Origin of the sequence: Herbaspirillum camelliae, from assembly GCF_001929405.1 — a bacterium.
In the GTDB taxonomy this organism is placed as follows: domain Bacteria; phylum Pseudomonadota; class Gammaproteobacteria; order Burkholderiales; family Burkholderiaceae_D; genus Herbaspirillum; species Herbaspirillum seropedicae.
The window spans coordinates 2,304,866-2,324,032 of the sequence record NZ_KV880769.1; the positions used below are offsets into that span (position 1 = coordinate 2,304,866).

The 19,167-nt window shown below is 55.0% G+C and carries 21 protein-coding genes; 16 read left to right on the forward strand and 5 right to left on the reverse strand.

Annotated features, from left to right (window positions below; translation table 11 throughout):
- Positions 1-354: 354 nt before the first annotated feature.
- On the forward strand, positions 355-672 hold the full coding sequence (locus tag BGK68_RS10320) for a hypothetical protein (RefSeq protein ID WP_075257026.1): 318 nt from the start codon (positions 355-357) through the stop codon (positions 670-672).
- A gap of 34 nt (positions 673-706) precedes the next feature.
- Here the strand turns inward: BGK68_RS10320 and BGK68_RS10325 are convergent, their stop codons facing one another.
- On the reverse strand, positions 707-1,711 hold the full coding sequence (locus tag BGK68_RS10325; RefSeq protein WP_075259773.1) for a helix-turn-helix transcriptional regulator: 1,005 nt from the start codon (positions 1,709-1,711) through the stop codon (positions 707-709).
- 86 nt (positions 1,712-1,797) lie between these two features.
- Between BGK68_RS10325 and BGK68_RS28000 the strand changes: the two genes are divergently transcribed.
- From BGK68_RS28000 to BGK68_RS10350, 5 genes are all read left to right on the forward strand, one after another.
- Entirely contained in the window at positions 1,798-1,947 is a 150-nt protein-coding gene (locus BGK68_RS28000) for a hypothetical protein (protein ID WP_198937185.1), read from the forward strand.
- Between the two features lie 86 nt (positions 1,948-2,033).
- Positions 2,034-3,620 carry a hypothetical protein gene (locus tag BGK68_RS10335; protein ID WP_083657780.1) on the forward strand — a complete coding sequence of 529 codons (1,587 nt, stop codon included), beginning with the start codon at positions 2,034-2,036 and terminating at the stop codon, positions 3,618-3,620.
- 62 nt (positions 3,621-3,682) lie between these two features.
- Entirely contained in the window at positions 3,683-4,279 is a 597-nt protein-coding gene (locus BGK68_RS10340; protein WP_075257028.1) for a hypothetical protein, read from the forward strand.
- 11 nt (positions 4,280-4,290) lie between these two features.
- Positions 4,291-5,289, forward strand: coding sequence for a hypothetical protein (locus tag BGK68_RS10345; protein WP_075257029.1), 999 nt, complete (start codon positions 4,291-4,293; stop codon positions 5,287-5,289).
- A 67-nt stretch (positions 5,290-5,356) separates the two neighbouring features.
- Positions 5,357-5,662: a YkgJ family cysteine cluster protein gene (locus BGK68_RS10350; protein ID WP_075257030.1), complete on the forward strand. Its 306-nt coding sequence runs from the start codon at positions 5,357-5,359 to the stop codon at positions 5,660-5,662.
- Between the two features lie 393 nt (positions 5,663-6,055).
- Here the strand turns inward: BGK68_RS10350 and BGK68_RS10355 are convergent, their stop codons facing one another.
- Together BGK68_RS10355 and BGK68_RS27430 are read right to left on the reverse strand one after the other, a co-directional pair.
- Positions 6,056-6,346 (reverse strand): hypothetical protein, encoded by a 291-nt coding sequence (locus BGK68_RS10355; RefSeq protein WP_075257031.1) that lies wholly within the window; start codon positions 6,344-6,346, stop codon positions 6,056-6,058.
- A 45-nt stretch (positions 6,347-6,391) separates the two neighbouring features.
- A complete protein-coding gene (locus BGK68_RS27430; protein WP_143433014.1) occupies positions 6,392-6,715 on the reverse strand; it encodes a hypothetical protein in 324 nt (107 codons plus the stop codon).
- A 71-nt stretch (positions 6,716-6,786) separates the two neighbouring features.
- On the opposite strand from BGK68_RS27430, the gene BGK68_RS10365 reads away from it, so the two are divergent.
- Entirely contained in the window at positions 6,787-7,035 is a 249-nt protein-coding gene (locus BGK68_RS10365; RefSeq protein ID WP_075257033.1) for a helix-turn-helix domain-containing protein, read from the forward strand.
- Between the two features lie 208 nt (positions 7,036-7,243).
- On the opposite strand, the gene BGK68_RS10370 is transcribed toward BGK68_RS10365, so the two are convergent.
- Together BGK68_RS10370 and BGK68_RS10375 are read right to left on the reverse strand one after the other, a co-directional pair.
- On the reverse strand, positions 7,244-8,182 hold the full coding sequence (locus tag BGK68_RS10370; RefSeq protein ID WP_075257034.1) for a DUF932 domain-containing protein: 939 nt from the start codon (positions 8,180-8,182) through the stop codon (positions 7,244-7,246).
- Between the two features lie 112 nt (positions 8,183-8,294).
- A complete protein-coding gene (locus tag BGK68_RS10375; RefSeq protein WP_075257035.1) occupies positions 8,295-8,627 on the reverse strand; it encodes a hypothetical protein in 333 nt (110 codons plus the stop codon).
- Positions 8,628-9,342: 715 nt separating this feature from the next.
- Between BGK68_RS10375 and BGK68_RS10380 the strand changes: the two genes are divergently transcribed.
- The 9 genes from BGK68_RS10380 to BGK68_RS28285 all read left to right on the forward strand — a co-directional run bounded on the left by BGK68_RS10380 (position 9,343) and on the right by BGK68_RS28285 (position 19,163).
- Entirely contained in the window at positions 9,343-9,516 is a 174-nt protein-coding gene (locus tag BGK68_RS10380) for a helix-turn-helix domain-containing protein (protein ID WP_456077585.1), read from the forward strand.
- 28 nt (positions 9,517-9,544) lie between these two features.
- The gene (locus BGK68_RS10385; protein WP_075257036.1) at positions 9,545-12,817 is read left to right on the forward strand and encodes a helicase-related protein; all 3,273 of its coding nucleotides are present in this window, start codon (positions 9,545-9,547) and stop codon (positions 12,815-12,817) included.
- The gene (locus BGK68_RS10390) at positions 12,814-13,503 is read left to right on the forward strand and encodes a DUF4391 domain-containing protein (RefSeq protein ID WP_075257037.1); all 690 of its coding nucleotides are present in this window, start codon (positions 12,814-12,816) and stop codon (positions 13,501-13,503) included. The genes BGK68_RS10385 and BGK68_RS10390 overlap by 4 nt, the downstream gene beginning before the upstream one ends.
- A 33-nt stretch (positions 13,504-13,536) precedes the next feature.
- Entirely contained in the window at positions 13,537-15,417 is a 1,881-nt protein-coding gene (locus BGK68_RS10395) for an ATP-dependent nuclease (protein ID WP_075257038.1), read from the forward strand.
- 2 nt (positions 15,418-15,419) lie between these two features.
- Positions 15,420-15,545: a hypothetical protein gene (locus tag BGK68_RS27435; protein WP_456077590.1), complete on the forward strand. Its 126-nt coding sequence runs from the start codon at positions 15,420-15,422 to the stop codon at positions 15,543-15,545.
- Positions 15,538-15,726, forward strand: coding sequence for a hypothetical protein (locus BGK68_RS10400; RefSeq protein WP_233149286.1), 189 nt, complete (start codon positions 15,538-15,540; stop codon positions 15,724-15,726). Before BGK68_RS27435 ends, BGK68_RS10400 begins: the two co-directional genes overlap by 8 nt.
- A gap of 62 nt (positions 15,727-15,788) precedes the next feature.
- On the forward strand, positions 15,789-17,786 hold the full coding sequence (locus BGK68_RS10405) for a site-specific DNA-methyltransferase (protein WP_075257039.1): 1,998 nt from the start codon (positions 15,789-15,791) through the stop codon (positions 17,784-17,786).
- 8 nt (positions 17,787-17,794) lie between these two features.
- Complete coding sequence (locus BGK68_RS28280) at positions 17,795-18,481, forward strand: DEAD/DEAH box helicase family protein (protein ID WP_233149287.1); 687 nt, start codon at positions 17,795-17,797, stop codon at positions 18,479-18,481.
- 40 nt (positions 18,482-18,521) lie between these two features.
- Positions 18,522-19,163, forward strand: coding sequence for a restriction endonuclease (locus BGK68_RS28285; RefSeq protein WP_233149288.1), 642 nt, complete (start codon positions 18,522-18,524; stop codon positions 19,161-19,163).
- The last annotated feature ends 4 nt before the right edge of the window (positions 19,164-19,167 follow it).

Sequence of the window (19,167 nt, forward strand, 5' to 3'; positions counted from 1 at the left end):
TGCTGTACATGGCAAAGAAGAGCCAGCTTGCAAAGGTCAAGGCATCTCCCCATTCCAGGACTTTCGGCACTGGCCAGATGTCTACGAGGCGCTCTGGTCGTCGTCGGGCTAAGAAGGATGGTCTTGCGGAGGTGAATTTGGATTCTTCGTAGGGCCTATGGGGCTTACTGAGATAGTTCGACAGCGGAAATACGAACTATCTCAGTAGCTAATATTTTCCTCAAATATTAGCTCTGACGCCTGGATCTACCATTGGCTCATCGGCTTGATGGCCGATTCAGGCGAATTGACATTTACGTGAGAGGTGGCGGAAATCCCGCCACCTCTCACTATGTACCGACTCATGGACTTCCAATGACCCTCTCTGCTCAACAGACTAATACCGCAATTGATGTATCCTTTGATATTGAGAAGCTGCGCACCGCATTGCAGGCCTATCAGCCGGCACCTCGTAACCCAAAGAAAGACGCATTCATCGCTCTGTATCCGATCATCCGACAACGCATGAGTGATGGCTTGACAGTCAAACAATTGCAGAAGCTGTTAGCAGAGAATGACTTGAGCATCTCGCATGCGACGCTTATGCGCTATATCAAGGAGGCTCGTGATCAGTCCAATGAGTTATCACCGCCAGCATCAGCCATGCAGCAGGCATTCTCGGCAGCGCAGTAGAAGACTGGCACCGGGCCGTGGCGGCACCACGTAACTATGCTGCGTCGTAGCCTCGATGCATCGCTGCGATCTCCGCGCGCATTTCTTCTCTCAATGATGCCGGCCCCTGTAAAACTGCGCGCGGACCGAATCCAAGCAGCCAACGGCGCAGCTCGGTCGTATCGGCTACGCTAACGGACAAGCGCACGATCTTCTCGTTGATATCCTCGATACGTTGGGAGCGATCGAGCGGTCGTTCGACCACCGATCTGGCCGCTTCCCGATCGATATCGACCACCAGCGCAATACGCTTTCCGCCCTGCACGGGAAAGCCGAACTCCCCCTGTTCAATATACGCGTCGATATCGAAACCCTGCAATACTCTTGCCGGCTTGTCCAACAAGCGCGCCGATTGCATACGACCGAGCACCAGTTGCTTGATGTCGTCGTATTCACGCAAGGTGCAGATCAGATACAAAACCTGATCGCGCAGCACGATGCCCAATGGGCTGGCCTCATAGGTCTTGCTGCCCTGCGCCTCGCGCGGCCGGTAAGTCACTTCGATGCGTTGACCCGACAGCAACGCTTGGGTCACGACCAATTCAATCCCGTCAGCTACTTCCGGCGGCAGCATCGGGATCCCCGGCGCCAGGATGCGCACCTTGTCGCGCCATGCGCCAAGCGCGCCCGGCTGTGTATTGAGCACGCCAGCGGCGGCGTGAAACCACGGCTCTAGGTATTTCAAGGTGCTGGCGGGTAGCAACGATATGAGGTGGCGCTCGACCATGTGAAACGTCAATGCCGCCTGCGGCTCGAGCGCCGGCATGTCCAGCTGCGGCGCGTCGGCCATCCACGCCCAGCCCTTGGGTCTGGACTCATCGGCATGCAATGGCAGTACTGCGGAAAGCTTGACCAGGTCGCGCTGGATAGTGCGCGGCGTGACGTTGTAGCCGGCCTCGCGCATGCGTTTGCCGATCTCGGAGGTGCCGATCTTGCGCGGCTGGCGTGGGAGCTGTCGCAGCATGCACCATTGGCGGAGCAGGGTTTCGTTGGATTTCATGAGCGGTAGTGTAGCGTCGGCAAGCGACAGTATCTGTCGCATCGGTGATGCATGATGCCATCCAACGTCACTTCACGGGAAACACCATGCTGCGCGACAACTCGCCCCTTGAACACCTGGCCGCCTTCGCCATCGTCTTTGCCGCCGGCGTCATCTCTACCTTCGAGTTGGGATGGTACGTGAACAGGCTCAAACGCCATTCGATCGGGCGCCACGACGATGAAACAACAAATTAACATTCTCATGGCAGAATTGGTAACTCGATCGGCATGGGGACATGCCGAAAAAACAATAAATCGCGCATCTTGATGGGGGAAGAAACATGTTGAACGGCTCTGAAGACGGCTATCGCGATCCATCTACTGCTAGCGAGACGGATCGTCTCCAGAAGGCGCCATCGGTATTCAAGAACGTCGCCGACGCCGGCGCAGCACTGTCGACCAGCGAGACGGTCAGTCGCTTCGGCGACGCCAGCGCCGAATTCGTCAAGGCATTGCGTGGCGTCGACAACGCGGCCAAGGAGCCGATTCACTTTGCCAAGAGCCATGCCGGCATCTTCAAGAACAAGATCAATGCGCAATATGCCGAACAGAACATCAAGCAACAAGCCGGCTATTCGGCAGAGGTAGCGGCAACAGCCAAGGACAACTCCGAATTCATCATCTCGCGCAGCAAGGTGCGCGCATCGCGCTCGGATGACCTTGAACAATTCGGCAAGAACCATCCCGTGGTGGACCGCGTGCGGATCCTCGACGGCGAGATCATCGACGGCTCGCCGTCACAGATGAAGTTCGTCGGCGACCGAAGCAAGCTGTTCAACGATATTGCCAAGCCTGACGGCAAATTCTGCCGCTACCGCGGTGCCAAGCTGGAGCTCCCGTCCGAGCAATATAAGGATGCCGCGCAATTCTGCCGCGACAAGGCTGCCGCTCTGAGAAAAAACGCCGCGCGTGCGCAGGCCAAGGGCAATGCCGAGGCGGCAGCCAGGCTCGATGAGACCGCGCGCAACTATGATCAACTGGCCGACAATGTCATGGACAGCGGCCTCACCACCGAGCAGGCAATTTTCTATCGCCTGCATCCGGAGCTGGCCACCGCGCTCGACATCGCGAAAAATAGTCATCGGGCCGGCATGGAAGGCGCCAAGTACGGCGCCATCATTGGCGCCTGCATCTCGGTGGTGCAGAACGGCTATCAGTTCGTGCAAGGCGATGCCGATGCCGCCGATGCCATCATCGCGGTCGCCGGCGATACAGCGAAGGCGGCAGCTATCGGCTACGCCACCGCCGCCACCGGCTCGGCCATCAAGAGCGTGATGCAGCAGTCGGGCAACCAGGCCGTGCGCAACCTGGCCGGCACAAGCGCACCAGTGCTGGCGCTGAGCGCCTGCATTGCACTGGGCAGCTCGATTAAGCGCTACGTCAAGGGCGAGATCAACGAAGCTCAGTTCCTCATGGAAATCGGCGAGAAAGGTAGTGGCATGCTCGCCACCGGCATGATGGGCATGGTGGGCCAGATCGCAATCCCGATCCCATTCGTGGGTGCGGCCATCGGTGGCATGATCGGCTGCATGCTCTCCAACCTGTTCTACCAGAGCGCGGTGGACGCCGCACGCGAGGCGCAGGCGTCGCGCGAACTGCTAGCGCGCACGCGCATCATCGAGCAAGCCGCGCGCCAGCGCATCGCCGAGGAACAGGCGCAATTCGACGCCTTCAACGCCGCCGAGATCCCGGCGCTGCAATCGGCCGTACGCGAACTGTCGTTGTCGCTCTCCGTGGTCACCATCGATGGTGACGAAATCGCTACCAGCGTCAACCGCTTCGCCACCTTGCTCGGCAAGCAGCTGGAATTCGGCACCAAGACCGAATTCGACGCATTCATGCTGTCTGATCGCCCCCTCACGCTGTAACCAGGATTCACCTGAACTGTCGCGGCCGTGCGACGCATCCACAAGAAAGGAATACCCGCTCCATGCTGACTAAGATGTTGTCGGACTTCGACAAGAACTACCTGATCGAGCTTGCGAACCTGCTGGCCATTGCCGACAAACCCATCCTGTGGGATGGCAAGACCCTGGATGAACTCACGTCGGAGACCGATTTGAGCAAGATATCCATCCAGAAGGGCGCAATAGAAAGCGAGCTCATCGAAGAAATGAGCGGCTCGTCGCTCATCGTGGAGCCAGTCAAACAACAGAAATACAGCGTAATTGGTGCCATGGCCGGCATGTTCAAGGGCAGTCCTGAAACACGATTCCTCGAGAAGATGAAGCGGATTCCGGTGCACAAGACTGAAGATCCAGCGCTCCGGTTGGAGGCAGCCGCATCGGTCATGCGAGAGATCATGGAGGGCAGGAAGTTCGACTTGCCGTCGGTGCCGAAGCTGATCTTGTTCGAGCTGATGCTACTGGCACTTTCGAACGGCGTCGTCACCGGTATCGAATGGTCGCTGCTCAAGGAAGTGCAACATTACTACCAATTCGACGATTTCATATTCGACGACCTGATGGAGCGTGCGAAGACCATGAACGTGGAAATGGCTAAGACAATCTCGATCATTCTGGAATAAGGAGTACCATCATGCCAATACCAATCATCCTGGGCGTCATCGCCGGCGGCAGCGCCTTGTACGGAGTGGTCAAGGGCGTCAAGGGCGCCATGGACCATAGCGAGGCCAGCGACTTGAATGGCAGCGCGCAGTCGATCGTCAACACGTCCGTCCACCGGGTCGAAGGACAACGCAAGACTACCAATGACGTCATCAGTGACTACGGCGACCGCAAGCTGCGCGCCTTCAACGGCGTGATCCCTGATTTCATCGAGGTCTTCGGCGCCCTGAAGGAAGTGTCGCTGTCGCACTCAACCGAGCTCGACAAGCTGAACCTGGGCGACTTCTCCTCTCAATCGCTGCAGGAGCTCAAGAACGAGCACGAACTTCTGATGAATTCCGGACTGGGCCTGGGCGCAGGCCTCGGTGGTGGCGCCGCGCTAGCCTTCGGCGCCTATAACGGCACGATGCTGCTAGCGACCGCCAGCACCGGCACAGCCATCTCATCGCTGTCGGGAGCAGCGGCCACCAACGCGACGCTGGCTTGGCTGGGCGGCGGTAGCCTGGCGGCCGGCGGTGGCGGTGTCGCCATGGGCGCGATGGTGCTGGGCGGCATGGTCGCCGGCCCGGCCATTGCCATCTTTGGACACATCATGGGCAACAAGGCCGAGTCGGCGCTCAACACCGCCCGCAGCAACTTGGACCAGGCACGCACCTTCTCCAAAGAGGTAGACCTCACGGTAAGCAAGCTGGAAGCCATCGAGAAGGTCGCGACCCTGGCCAACAAGGTGTTTTCCAGCGTGAGCACGCGCCTGCGCCGGGCCGTCCATGACTTGCGCAAGATCATCGAGGCCGAGGGCACGCATTACCCGAGCTTCTCGCGGGAACATCAGGATGCGGTGATGCAGTCGGTGAAGTTCGCTCAGTTGCTCAAGGCGATGATCGACACGCCGCTGCTCGATGCGGACGGCAACCTGGTGCTGTCCACCGAGAAGCGCCTGCTGCAGATCAAGGAATCCGTCGTCGCATAAGTCCGACGCCGCCGGTTCGCCGCTGCCGCAGGGTAGCGGCGGGCCGGTCGGATCACAAGCCCTCCATATGCCCAGCTTCCCTTGCCTGCAGTGCGGCCTATGCTGCCAGCACGTCGATCTTGCCGAACAGACCCGTTTCCTCGACCGCGGCGATGGTGTGTGCCGGCATTACGATGCACCGCGCAAAGCCTGCTCCATTTACGACGGCCGGCCCGACATCTGCCGGGTTGATCTGCAATACACTCTGCACTATGCGCAGCACCACACCTGGGAAGAGTTCGTCGAGCTTAACCTGCAAGTGTGCTCGGTATTGCAGAAGAAACATGATGTCGCGACAGATGCCGTTGTGGCGTCAGGCAATACGCCGGGCTGAACCTATCTCAGTGGCAGCCGTCCGTTACTTTTTCTGGCCGACGTGCAACGTGGCACTGGATCTTCATCGCTGGCCTTCTTGTCGGTTCTTGGCTCCGCCAGCTCCACTAACTCGATCATGCTACTGATTGCAGACATCTTGGCGCGGTATGTCATCGGTACTGAGTAGTTTTTGGTCTTTCAGCCGTCTAAGTCGACTGAACTAGAAACATCGAAGTCGCACGAACTACGTGCCCACCATCACTGAAATACGCGTTAAGCAGTTAGGAATAAAAAAATATAGATGAGTCGACCAGGAAGCTGTTTAAGATTTCGAATCATGCACAGCCCGGATACCGCTAGTGCGATATCCGGAGTGAATGAAGTGGCCAAGCGCACTTAGCCAGATTCTCTGTTACTTGCTTGGCTTTTTCGGGCTTCCGCTTTTCCCAGCTGCGACAGCGTCTTTGAATGCCTGCAGTTCAACCTTGGATGGGTCACGCGAATTACCAATGCAGTAAGACACAGTAGAGTTGCCAGACGGATCGGACTCAAGGGACTTCTTGCCGCAAGCAAAGGCATCTTTGTAGGCGCGAGTGTTCTTATAGTCGGAAGCTTGAATATGAGCGTTGAAACCCAAGAAGAGCAAGGCGCCGGTAGCAAGGCTAGTCGCGAGTGGCCGAGTAAGTGTAATAAGATTGAGCATGTTCCATTTCCTTTCTATATGAAGTGGCTTGGCAGATGAGCGTAGTTAGTTGAAGGTATAGGTGTAGTTGCCTTGATTTGTGTTCAGGACGACTTCTTTGACCTTGCAGGTATACGCAAAGAGCTTGACGCCTTGACCGTATTTGAAGGTGAGTGGAAGAGGGTAGATGCCACCAAGCTTCGTCTTGCAATTGCCGCGATTGATGTTGTAGCCGGTGAGTACGACCTGGTCGGTCACAGCTTGGAGCTGAACAACTCCGACGCCTTGTTCAACATGCATGTTGAGATCGAAGGGAGCTTCATCCGCATGTGCAATGGCGCAGGTGAACAAAGCGCTTGTGAGGGCCAGCGCACGTAATGCTTGTTTCAAGTTTTTCTCCTTTTGGTTAATAACCCATAGTGGGTTATGGGATATTCTAAATTGGGTTTGAAAATGGCGCTATGCCCAACCCAATTCATCAGTCGAACTACACGCTTTTCAGAGAGATGTTGACCAACATACGGCTTGAAAAAGGGTTACTTCAATCTGAAGTGGCGGAGCGTCTCGGCAAGCCTCAGTCTTTTATTTCGAAATACGAGAGAGGTGAAAGGCGATTAGATTTCGCTGAATTCGTCGAGATCACCGAGGCGCTCGATATTGATGCAGCTGCGTTTGTGGCCCAGTACCAAGCCAGACTAGGCAAGTCGTAAATACGGTAAGTGTTCGATCAATGCTAAAGACCGGAGACTTCATCTTTGATCTACGATCCCAATCTGTAAGTCACGAGGCTTGCTTTTTTGCTATTTTTATCTTCTTTCTGCGGCGGACCGAAACTCCTCTGTCACATCAGCCAATTCTTCTCCCCTCGCTCAAACGGCCCATTCGCAAGATCTGGGTGCTATGCCGTTGACGCGAAATTTATGCGATCAGCGCAATAGCCTGATCCAGGGCGCCGTTCTTGAGATTGGCGCCCGTGCCGAACCAGGCCGAGTCCAAGCGGTAGTCAGTGCTACGCGCACGGCGCTCGTGGTCGACGAATTCGGTGACGGCGTTGAGGAGCCCGAATGCTGTGCCCTTGGAGGACGCCAGGTCGGCACCACGGCCATGCCCGTCGTACAGTTCCAGGATCTGCTTTATCGCACGTTCATTGGTAAATTTGGCGGTAGGATCGGTCAGAAGGGATGAGACGAAGGCTTCGGCCTCGTTGTTTTTGACCTTGCGTTCCGACAGCTTCTTCATTTGGTAGATGAAATCCGTCCAAGATGCCGAAGACAGCCCCAGTTGTTGCTTAACGGCCTTCGGATCAAAGGTTGTGGAGTGAGGTACTTTGACTGCGTGGCCGCCGTTTTTCAGAGCAATGGCTAGCGTGTTGTTGCACACCACCCGGATGCTAGTGAATTGAGCGGTCGTTGCCAGCGTGCCATCGCAACCTGTTGCCAGCAAAAGGTAACCATTCATGACGTCACTACCTTTGATGCTGCTGGACATATTGGTCTTGGCCAGCGCCCAGACTTTTCGGCCTCCTTTCAGTACACCGGCAGTCTCCAAAATGAAACCGTGGGCCTTGGTTAGATCGCGATAGAACTCCAGGACTTCGCGAGGTTGCACTACTTGGAAGCGTTGGGAGACGATGGATAGTGCTGCACCAGTATCTGAGCGATACAAGACCTTTTGTTCATCGAACGAAATGTGGTCTTTATCTTTGTTAGTCTGGAAATAAACCGGAGATTCTTGAATTTTCCAGTTCATGCCGGCTTGTTTGGCCCAGACAGCGATGGGGGACTTTGCAGAGAGATTGTTTCCCAATCCATGCCAAGGAGTGGCATTGGCATAGGCGATGGATTCGACGAGATGCATTGTGAAAGCTCCTTTTTTAAGTTGGTCTCTGAAAACAGAAATGCCTACGGCCGTTAGGCTGTAGGCATTGGTGTCGAGAGTGCGTGATTACTAAATTGTTGCTGCAACTGTACTAGCGTCGACCGAACGTGTGGCCGCAGTCAGCACATTCGTGATTGTCAAAAACGTTGTTGTCGATGGCTTCACCGGCAGTCGCACCAGCAACGCTACCCGCTGCGCCACCGAACAGCGCGCCCATTAGTGCGCCAGCCAGGCCACCGACGACAGCGCCGACTGGGCCAGCAGTCATTCCCAAGGTTGCGCCAGCTTCAGCGCTGCTCATCATGGCGGCAGCACTACCGGCGGCACCGGCAGCTGCACCGAGGGCGCCGCCGGCTTTGCGGGCATAGTTGCGGGTGGTGATGTTGGGGGATTTACAGCGAGGACAATGCAGGGCAGATGACATAAAAACTCCTGGAGTGAGAAGTGCGGGTTGAGGGAACAGGGAGGGCGAGCAGTAGAGGCTCGATTCTCAGGAGTGATATGTGTTTGAAAATATCTGCAATCTCACTTGATCTTTTTCGGGCGTCGTTCTCCGTCGTGACGACTTTCAGCCCTTTTCCAGCGTTTCCTCTAGCCTAGATCGTTGTGCGCGCTTCCTGTAGGCAACGGTGGTAGATTGTCAGTAGCGCTTGGTCAAGATGGACGACGTAGCCTATGGTCTTGTATGGTGGATGGTGCTCGCGGGTGCAATTCACCGTGACACGGCGACGCGCAGCGACAACGAGGAATTTATGGGCTTGGATCATCGGGGATACAGGAGGAGCCGCGGCACGAGTGCAGTGTTCCGTCTGAGGGTTCGTAGTTTCAGTGCGCGTGGTGGAGACGCCGGTTCTGCTTTCTCTCTGAATGGTCGAGGCGTCCGAAGGGAGCGGAGAATGCGGTGTGGTCGTTCAGCCTATCGCCGCCAAGCAGGATTGCACACAGGTTCCTGTAATAGAGCGGCTAGCGGCGGACCCCGGAAATCGAGCTCGCGTCCGCGCTCCGAACCAAATGGCAATGCCTTCGCTTTGAGGGCGTAGATTTGCATTTTGGCTATTCTTTTCGTCGCCCAGCCTCTGGCCTAGTTCGCCGTCATATGGGAGAATTGGCAACTTTTGGCAAACGGCAAAGACGAGGTTATGGCAGACCCGGAAGGTGAAATCCTGACCCTGGACGAGGTGGCCGCCTACTTGAAGGCGGGCAAGCGCACCGTCTACCGCCTCGCGGCCGAAGGCAAGCTTCCGGCCTTCAAGCTGGGGGGGCATGGCGCTTCCGTCGTAGCGACCTGGATGAGTGGATTGCCGCCAATCTGACCAACAAAAATTCGGGGGCAAGTGACTGATGGAACTGATTGACAACATCAGCCAGTTGCTTGGCGACGATCTCAAGCAGACCCTCCGGCCAGGCGCGCGCCTCAAGGTCGCGGCCTCGTGCTTCTCAATGTACGCCTTTGAGGCACTGAAAGCTGAGTTGGCAAAGATCGACGAGCTGGACTTCATCTTCACCTCGCCCACCTTTGTTGCCAACGAGGTCACCGACAAGATTCGTAAAGAGCAAAAGGAATTCCACATTCCCAAGCTCGACCGCGAGCGCAGCCTCTACGGCAGCGAGTTTGAAATCCAGCTTCGAAACAAGCTCACCCAGCGGGCAGTGGCCAAGGAGTGCGCAGAGTGGATACAGCGCAAGGCCAAATTCAAGAGTAACCGCACTAAAGCACCGATGCAGCAGTTCGCCTGCGTGCAGGCTGGCGGCATCGATACGGCTTACATGCCCCTGCATGGATTCACAGCTGTCGATCTCGGGTACCAGCAAGGGAATGCGGTTTCCAACCTCGTCAACAAGATGGACGAGGCACCCTTTGCAGCCACGTACCTGAGCCTGTTCGATCAGATCTGGAGCGACCCCGAAAAGCTGGAGGACGTTACCGCGCAGATTTGCGAGCACATTGCCTCGGTCTACCGAGAAAACTCACCCGAGAGCATCTATTTCCTGATGCTTTACAACATCTTTAACGAGTTCCTCGACGACATCGACGAAGACGTCCTACCCAATGACCGCACGGGTTACCAGGACACCCTAATCTGGAACAAACTCTTCAATTACCAGAAGGATGCTGCCACTGGGATCATTAACAAGCTGGAAACTTACAGCGGTTGCATCCTGGCCGACAGCGTCGGCTTGGGCAAAACCTTTACGGCCCTGGCAGTCGTCAAGTATTACGAGCTGCGTAACAAATCAGTCCTGGTGTTATGCCCCAAGAAGCTGGCGGCTAACTGGCTGAACTACAACCGCAACCTCAAGACCAACATCTTTTCCCGCGACCGGTTCAACTACGACGTGCTTTGTCATACCGACCTCAGCCGCACCAGCGGCGAGTCGTTTGGCACACCGCTGAACCGCATCAACTGGGGCAACTACGACCTCGTCGTCATCGACGAGTCGCACAACTTCCGAAACAATGACGTCTACAAGGATAAGGAAACGCGCTATCAGAAGCTGATGAACAAGGTCATCAAGGAGGGCGTGAAAACCAAGGTGTTGATGCTATCTGCCACTCCGGTGAACAACCGCTTTAATGACCTGCGCAACCAACTGGCACTGGCCTATGAGGGCGACTCCGAGAACCTCAGCAAAAAGCTACGCACTGGCAAGACGGTAGAGGACATTTTCCGTGATGCGCAGGCCAGCTTCAACGCATGGGCAAAGCTTCCACCGGAAGAGCGTACAGCGCGGGCTATCCTGGACTCCTTGGACTTCGACTTCTTCGAATTGCTCGACAGCGTTACCATTGCGCGCTCCCGCAAGCATATCCAGACCTTCTACGACACCAAGGACATTGGCCAATTCCCTGAGCGCTGCAAACCCTTGTCGTTCCACAGCCCGCTCACGCAGCGAACGGACGTGATGAGCTTCAACGAGATCTTCGAGCAGCTGTCCCTGCTCAAGCTCGCCGTGTATGCCCCGATCAGCTACATCCTCCCAAGTCGTCTCAAGAAGTACGAGGAGTTGTACGACACGCAAGTGTCGGGTGGAAAAGGCAAGTTCAAGCAAGCCGACCGCGAAAAGAGCCTGCAAGCGTTGATGACGACCAATCTGCTCAAGCGCCTAGAAAGCTCGATTGAGTCCTTCCGGTTGACGCTCCAGTCCCTGCGCACGAACCACACGAATACGCTGGCCAAGATCAGCACGTTCAATCAGACCGGCAACGTCGCCAGCATTGATGATCTGACCGACCAGTTGGAAAATCTCGACGCGGACGACGACGACCTGCCCACCACTGGGGACAGCGAGATCGGCGGCAAGGTAAAGATCAGCCTCGCCGATATGGACTTGCCCTCGTGGGAGCACGAGCTGAGAGTCGATCTGGAAATCATTGATGCCTTGCTGGCATCAATGAACAAGGTCACGCCTGCCGATGACGCCAAGCTGCAGCATCTGAGGGCACTGGTTCTGGAGAAAATCGCAGCCCCCCTCAATCCCGGCAACAAAAAGGTGCTGATCTTTACCGCTTTCGCCGACACCGCTGACTATTTATATGCCAATTTGGCTCCGGAGTTGCTGGCCACACAGACCCTGTACAGCGCGAAAGTCACCGGCAAAGGTGCGCCAAAGTCCACGCTAAAGAAGAGCTATGACTTCCAGGAACTACTCACCCTTTTCTCGCCGCGCTCGAAGGAGAAAGTCATAGTTCTGCCGAACGAGCCGGCAGAGATTGACTTGCTCATCGGTACAGACTGTATTTCCGAAGGCCAGAACCTGCAGGATTGCGACTACCTGATCAACTACGACATCCACTGGAATCCAGTGCGCATCATCCAGCGGTTTGGCCGGGTGGATCGCATTGGCTCGCTCAACAGCTGCATTCAGTTGGTCAACTATTGGCCTGACATTTCGCTCGACGAGTACATCAACCTCAAGGAGCGGGTTGAGAGTCGGATGATGATTGCCGACGTCACCGCCACCGGTGACGACAACGTGCTGAGCGCCCAAGCCAACGATGTTTCCTATCGCAAGGAACAACTGCGTCGTCTGATGGAGGAAGTGATCGAGCTGGAAGACTTGAAGACCGGCGTGACGATCACTGACCTCGGGCTCAATGACTTCCGCATGGACTTGCTCAACTATGTGAAAGCCAATGGCGAATTGAGCAACGTGCCAAGCGGCATGCATGCCGTGGTGCCTGCCAAACCGGAGATGGGCCTGCGCCCGGGCGTGATTTTCACGCTGCGCAACCGCAATCCGAGCGTCAATGTCAGTCAGCACAATCAGCTGCACCCTTACTACCTCGTCTATATCAACCGCGAGGGGGAAGTCATTCACGACCACACCGAGGTCAAGCGTTTGCTGGATCTCGTGCGCAGTTGCTGCAAGGGGCAAGCCCAGCCTATTCCGGATGTCTGCCGTCTGTTCAACAAGGAAACGGCCGATGGCCACAAGATGCAGGCGTATTCGGACCTGCTTGGTAAGACCATCCGCTCCATGATCGAGGTGAAGGAAGAGAAAGATCTGGACAGCCTGTTCAGCGTCGGCAGGACCACCGCCCTGGTCAATACCATCGCCGGGCTAGACGACTTCGAACTGATCACCTTCCTTGTGATTCAGGAGGTCGGATGAGTCTGCCCACCCGCTTCGAGTCGAACGCCGCTTTCATCAACTACCCGAAGCAGGCCGCTTTTGGTCGTACCCTGCCAAAGAACAAGATCTACGAACACAGCGGTGCCAATACGAGGCTGAAGGACTTGTTCGTCGAGCAGGTCGAGCAGATCGTCTGGCTATACAAGCTGGCACCGGAAACGATTAACCTGCCCGCCAAGTCGGGAGTGCCAGAGCTTCAGATTTTCTCCATCCAGCTCAAGACGTCGGAGCTGAATCTGGACGTTTTGCGCTGCATCGATGGCGCGGTGCAGTTTCCCATCATTTTCGAACTGAGCTTTGATGGACGGACGCAGGTGATTGCCGCGTACAAGCGTCCGAACGCGTCGGACGCCAGCCGTTGGGTCTTGAGCGACTACTTTGCGACCGGCTGGTTGCCGAGTGACTGTGAGCGCGCTGCCATACCCTTGGCCCTCGACTTGGGCGGCTTGTATGAGCAGGCGCTTCAACGCCTTATCCCCATGCCCGCGCGCCCACAAGAAAGCCTCGCTGACTTGGTTTCCCGCGCTGAACTGGTTGCAGCCAAGCAGCGTGAGGTCGAGAAAGCTGCCAGCAGACTGGCTAAGGAAAAGCAATTCAATCGCAAGGTGGAAATCAACGCCGAACTGCGCAAGTTAAAAGACGAGCTTGAGGCACTCAAGCAATGATAGATAAAAAAATGGTAAGGGAGCGAAGCTGAAATGAAGATTCAATCCGTACGCATCAAGAATTTTCGGGCACTCAAGGATGTAACGATCCCCTTCGACTCCGTCACGACCTTCATTGGGCCAAACGGTGCAGGCAAGTCGACTGTGCTGCGTGCGCTCGATTGGTTTTTTAACGGCAAGCCTGGATCGCTCACAGAGAAAGACTGCTCCTTCGGTGCTGCTGGTGAAGAGATCGAGGTACAAGTTACCTTCTCCGACCTTTCGGGAAAAGACCGAGAGGCCCTTGGCAAGTACGCGCCGGATGGGGCGACGACGTTTACAGCATGGAGGCAACGGTCACCTGATGGATCCGATCGACTCTCCGCCAATGCAAAGGGTTTTCCTGCATTCAATGCAATAAAAGCAGCGGCCGGCGCAAACGTAAAGAAGGACCTTTACAAGGAGCTCCGGGCCAATCGTCCAGAGCTGGATCTGCCAGCTGCGAATACTGGCCCTGCAGTTGATGAAGCGATGACGATGTGGGAAGCGGCACATACAGACCAGCTCGAAGATGCTCTCGAATCGCTGCAAACCAACTTCTTTGGTTTCAACAGCGGAGGCAAAATGAGTGGTCTCTTCGACTTTGTGCTGGTGACCGCCGACCTTCGCGCAAGCGAAGAGTCCATTGACGGCAAATCAAGCATCATTGGGCGCATTCTGGAGCGCTCCGTTGACCGTGCTGCAGCAGACCAGGAAATTGCAACAATTGTCGAGGAGTCGAGAGCAAAGCAGCAGAAAGTCTACGAAGAGAAGTTTAAGGCTCAGCTTGAGGAAATGACGACTCAGCTCAACTCGGTCGTTTCGTCTTACTCACCCGGTCGGTCTGTTACTGTTTCCCCTGCAGAGGTTGAACTCAAGGCCCCTAAGACCACGTTCGAAGTCGCGATTCTCGATGGCGCGACCGAAACTGCTGTGGAGCGGCAGGGCCATGGTTTTCAGCGGACGATTCTGATCTCGGCGCTCCAGCTCTTGGCTCAGTCGGGGGCAGCGTCAGCCGACGGGGTCATCTGCTTAGCAATCGAAGAGCCGGAACTCTTTCAGCACCCGATCCAGGCGCAGGCATTTGCAAAAGTGCTCCGCTCCCTTGTGGAAGACCCTGAGAAGTGCATCCAAGTGACCTATGCGACTCACAGCCCATACTTTCTTGAGGCTCGGCACTTCAATCAGATTAGACGGCTGACAAGGTCAACAGATGAAACACCAGTAGTTTCGGTTCATTTCGCAACCATTGCGGATGTCAAAGCCAAACTGAACGGAATTGTGGATGCAGACGTAGTTGATCGAAGACTTGACCACAACGTGGCGGACCAACTCTCCATCGCACTCTTTGCTAACAGAGCGTTCCTTGTGGAGGGTACGACAGAGTCCTCCGTCTTCTACGGCATTGGAGATAGAACCTCGCATGGCTTGCTCGAAGCCGCCGGCGTCTCGATTGTTTCCGTCGGGTCAAAGACATCTATACCGCTTGCACATGCGATTCTCAGCGCGATCGGTGTGCCCGCTTATGCACTTTTTGACGCAGATGCAGGCTTTGAGGCTCGCGCCAAAGCAAAAAACAAGAAGCAGGAAGATATCGAAAAAGAGCGGAATAACCATGCAACCGAGAATCGCAGGCTTCTGCAATATTTCGGCATACCTGAAGAAGACTTTCCGAAAGCCAGTGTTTTAAGCGAGGTAGCGGTCTTTGAGGATCATCTCGAATCGCTCTTGTCAGAAAAATGGCCAGAATGGGTTGCCGCCTGCGCGGAAATCGAGGCCACCGCGGGTATCAGTCTCGCAAAGAATCAACTCGCGTATCGCACGGCAACACTTAAAGCTGCTGGAGCGGTGCCGGAAATGCTCCAAAACATACTGGCCAAGGCAGAAGGAAAATAGACATGCATGAAATCATCTGCCCGCACTGTGACAACGCCTTTAGGATCGACGAGGCAGGGTATGCAGATATCCTGAAGCAGGTTCGCGATAGTGACTTCGAAAAACAGTTGCACGAACGTCTTGAATAGCAAGCGCATCGACGAAGTCATTAAGGATCTGCAAAAAACCAAAGAAGCGCTGCACAAGCCGGCCAAGAATCTGCGGCTTGCCAATGACAAGGCTGAAGACTTAACAAGTCAAGCCGCTCACGCGTGGCAATCCGACGAGGGCGGCCAAATTTGCAGAGCTCAAGCACCAAGACAATTCTGACGCCGAATAAGGCCACTCCAAATAGAACAGCCGCCAAATCGCGGCGACCACAGGATAAGAACATGGAAAAGCTAAAAATGCATTCACCGAATCTCACACAGGACAACATCGCCCGCATTCGTGATCTGTTTCCAGGCTGCGTCACCGAGGCCAAGGGCGAGGACGGCACCGTGAAGTTGGCGGTGGATTTTGACCAGCTACGGCAGGAACTGACCGATTCGATTGTCGAGGGACCACAGGAACGCTACCACTTGAACTGGCCAGGGAAGCGCGAAGCCTTGCTCACAGCCAATGCGCCGATTGCCAAAACGCTGCGCCCCTGTCGCGATGAAAGCGTGGACTTCGATACTACCAAGAACCTGTTTATCGAAGGTGACAACCTAGATGCACTGAAGCTGCTGCAGGAGACGTACCTCGGCCAGATTAAGTTGATCTATCTCGATCCTCCATACAACCGAAAAAAAGGCAACAACCTTGTCTACCGAGACGATTTTGTAGGAAACACCTACGAGTATCTGACACAAAGTAATCAGTCTGACGAGCTGGGAAATCGTCTTGTTGCCAACACTGAAGCGAACGGAAGGTTCCATTCCGACTGGCTTGGCATGATGTACCAGCGTCTACGTGTCGCACGGAACCTTTTGGCTCCTGCAGGTGTAATTGCTATCTCCATCGATGACGCTGAAACAGCAAATGTTCTTCATCTTTGCTATGAAGTGTTTGGGGAGTCGAACTTCCTTGGCACCCTGATATGGAAAAACGTTACCGACAATAATCCAAGCAATATCGCTATTGAGCACGAAAGCATTCATGTTTTTGCTCGAAGCAAAAGTGACTTAGAAGGTGTCTGGAAAAGCTCCGTCTCGGACATTAAAGATATTGTTGTGAAAATCGGCTCTGAGCTTATTGAAAAGCATTCAACCCCGTCAGAGCTGCAGTCTGCATATACGATTTGGTATCGCGAGAACAAGGCGCAACTTGGGCCGTTAGCCGACTATAAGTTTATCGACAAAGATGGGGTGTACGCCGGAAGCCGTAGCGTCCACAACCCTGGCAAGGAGGGATACCGATATGACGTCATTCATCCTAAAACTGGTAAGTCATGCGTTCAACCACTTATGGGTTATCGGTTTCCAGAAGAGAGCATGAAACGCTTGCTTGAACAGAAGCGGGTTCTGTTTGGAGATGACGAGACCAAGCTTATTGAGTTGAAGGTCTATGCATGGGAGTTTGAAGATAAACTCTCCAGCGTTTTCGATTTGGATGGTAGGTCGGGGCCGTATGACTTGAAGACGCTATTCCCCGAGGGGAAGAAGGTGTTTTCGAATCCCAAACCCGTTTTATTGATGGAGCGCCTCATTTCCTTCATGACCGGCCCTAAAGACATCTGTCTTGATTTGTTTGCCGGGTCGTCTACCCTCGCGCACGCAGCGATGGAAATCAACCGACGCGAAGGAGGCAGTCGCCGCTTCATTAGCGTCCAGTTCCCCGAGCCGATTGGCCAGGACAGCAAGGATGCGAAGGAGGCTTTCCAATTCTGCACGCAGGTCGGTCTCAAGCCATTTATCTCGGAGATATCGAAGGAGCGTACTCGCCGTGCAGGAAAGGCTGTACGCGAGAAAGATGGCGCGGCAGGATGGGGGCGAGATACTGGCTTCCGCGTTCTCAAAATTGACACATCCAACATGGCCGACGTTTACTACATGCCCGATGCGCTCGATAAAGCCAAGCTCGACCTGTTCGTTGATAACATCAAGCCCGACCGCACACCAGAAGACCTGCTGTTTCAGGTAATGCTGGACTGGGGCGTCGATCTGGCGCTGCCCATTACCAAGCTGTCGATTCAAGGCAAGGATGTATTCTTTGCCGATGGCAACGCACTTGCCGCCTGCTTTGACGCCAGCGGTAGCATCGACGAAGCCTTCGTAAAGGAGTTGGCCAAGTATCAGCCTTTGCGCGTAGTGTTCCGCGACGCGGGCTACAAAAACAGCGCGGTCAAGATCAACGTCGAGCAGATTTTCAAGCTCTTGGCACCTGCTACTGAAGTGAAATGCATCTGAGGGGTGCGATGAAACTCAAATTTAAAACTCAGGCTTATCAGACAGCGGCGGTGCAAGCGGTGGTCGATTGCTTCAAAGGGCAGCCACCCGGCACGGCGGAAGCCATCAGTTATCGCATCGATCCGGGTAAGGCCAAGAAAGGTGTGGAGGATCTGTTTTCTGAGAGCGGGTTCAAGAACGCCGACCTGAAGCTGACTGATATCGCGCTGCTGGAGAACATCACCCAGGTTCAGCATCAACAAAACTTGCCGCAGTCGGCTGAGTTGGTGAAGACTAAGGCCAGCAGGGTTAATCTCGATATCGAGATGGAAACTGGCACTGGCAAGACCTATTGCTACATCAAGACCATTTTCGAGCTGAACAAACAGTACGGCTGGAGCAAGTTCATCATCGTCGTGCCCAGCATTGCCATCCGCGAGGGTGTGGCCAAGTCGCTGGAAATCACGGCCGAACACTTTCTGGAGACGTATCACAAGAAGGCGCGCTTCTTCATTTACAACTCCAAGCAGTTGCACCATCTGGAGAGCTTCTCGTCAGACGCGGGCATCAACGTGATGGTGATCAACGTGCAGCGGCTATTTCTCCATCGACAAGAAGACGAAGCGCGATGTCGATCCAAGTATTGCCAAGACAGGCGAAAACAAAGGTTTAACGGCAGACGCACTGAAGAGTGGGGACGGCTTCAAGCTCGCTGAAACGACAGTCGAGTACAACAAGCAGTCGATTCATTCCGCAGTGAAGTACGACCTCATCGGCAAGATCGCTGACGGTACGCAACTGACGCGACGCGCGACAGCAGACATCCTGAAAGGAATTAGCGTCGCAGTGTTTGCACAGTTCCGTACCAATCCCGAGAGTTTTATCGCGGAAGCCGTGCGACTGATCAACGAGCAGAAGGCAACGATGATCATCGAACATCTAGCCTACGACCCGGTCGAGGACAAGTTCGATATCGACATCTTCACCGCAGGGCAGGCCAAGCAGGACTTCAGCAAGGCCGGTGACAAGCTCAAGCGGCACATCTACGATTACGTGATCACGGATTCCGGTATCGAGCGTAAATTCGTCGAGACCCTCGACACCTGCACCGAAGTGATCGTGTACGCCAAGTTGCCCCGTGGCTTTCTGATCCCGACGCCGGTGGGTGACTACAACCCTGACTGGGCAATTTCGTTCAAAGAGGGGGCCGTCAAGCATGTCTATTTCGTTGCGGAGACCAAAGGGTCCATGTCAACGATGCAATTGACGAAGATCGAGGAAACCAAGATCGAATGTGCCCGCAAGTTCTTCGACGAAATGAACCGGAAGTACGCCCCTGAAAACGTCAAGTACGACGTGGTGAAGAGCTTCGACAAGTTGATGGATTTGGTGAAGTAATGAT

Coding starts and splice junctions, on each gene's coding strand:
- BGK68_RS10405 (WP_075257039.1), top strand. CDS start 15,789: ATGGAAAAGCTAAAAATGCATTCACCGAATCTCACACAGGACAACATC.
- BGK68_RS10395 (WP_075257038.1), top strand. CDS start 13,537: ATGAAGATTCAATCCGTACGCATCAAGAATTTTCGGGCACTCAAGGAT.
- BGK68_RS10320 (WP_075257026.1), top strand. CDS start 355: ATGACCCTCTCTGCTCAACAGACTAATACCGCAATTGATGTATCCTTT.
- BGK68_RS10375 (WP_075257035.1), bottom strand. CDS start 8,627: ATGTCATCTGCCCTGCATTGTCCTCGCTGTAAATCCCCCAACATCACC.
- BGK68_RS27435 (WP_456077590.1), top strand. CDS start 15,420: ATGCATGAAATCATCTGCCCGCACTGTGACAACGCCTTTAGGATCGAC.
- BGK68_RS10335 (WP_083657780.1), top strand. CDS start 2,034: ATGTTGAACGGCTCTGAAGACGGCTATCGCGATCCATCTACTGCTAGC.
- BGK68_RS10370 (WP_075257034.1), bottom strand. CDS start 8,182: ATGCATCTCGTCGAATCCATCGCCTATGCCAATGCCACTCCTTGGCAT.
- BGK68_RS10345 (WP_075257029.1), top strand. CDS start 4,291: ATGCCAATACCAATCATCCTGGGCGTCATCGCCGGCGGCAGCGCCTTG.
- BGK68_RS10365 (WP_075257033.1), top strand. CDS start 6,787: ATGCCCAACCCAATTCATCAGTCGAACTACACGCTTTTCAGAGAGATG.
- BGK68_RS10325 (WP_075259773.1), bottom strand. CDS start 1,711: ATGAAATCCAACGAAACCCTGCTCCGCCAATGGTGCATGCTGCGACAG.
- BGK68_RS10385 (WP_075257036.1), top strand. CDS start 9,545: ATGGAACTGATTGACAACATCAGCCAGTTGCTTGGCGACGATCTCAAG.
- BGK68_RS28000 (WP_198937185.1), top strand. CDS start 1,798: ATGCTGCGCGACAACTCGCCCCTTGAACACCTGGCCGCCTTCGCCATC.
- BGK68_RS28280 (WP_233149287.1), top strand. CDS start 17,795: ATGAAACTCAAATTTAAAACTCAGGCTTATCAGACAGCGGCGGTGCAA.
- BGK68_RS10350 (WP_075257030.1), top strand. CDS start 5,357: ATGCCCAGCTTCCCTTGCCTGCAGTGCGGCCTATGCTGCCAGCACGTC.
- BGK68_RS10340 (WP_075257028.1), top strand. CDS start 3,683: ATGCTGACTAAGATGTTGTCGGACTTCGACAAGAACTACCTGATCGAG.
- BGK68_RS10355 (WP_075257031.1), bottom strand. CDS start 6,346: ATGCTCAATCTTATTACACTTACTCGGCCACTCGCGACTAGCCTTGCT.
- BGK68_RS10390 (WP_075257037.1), top strand. CDS start 12,814: ATGAGTCTGCCCACCCGCTTCGAGTCGAACGCCGCTTTCATCAACTAC.
- BGK68_RS10380 (WP_456077585.1), top strand. CDS start 9,343: ATGGCAGACCCGGAAGGTGAAATCCTGACCCTGGACGAGGTGGCCGCC.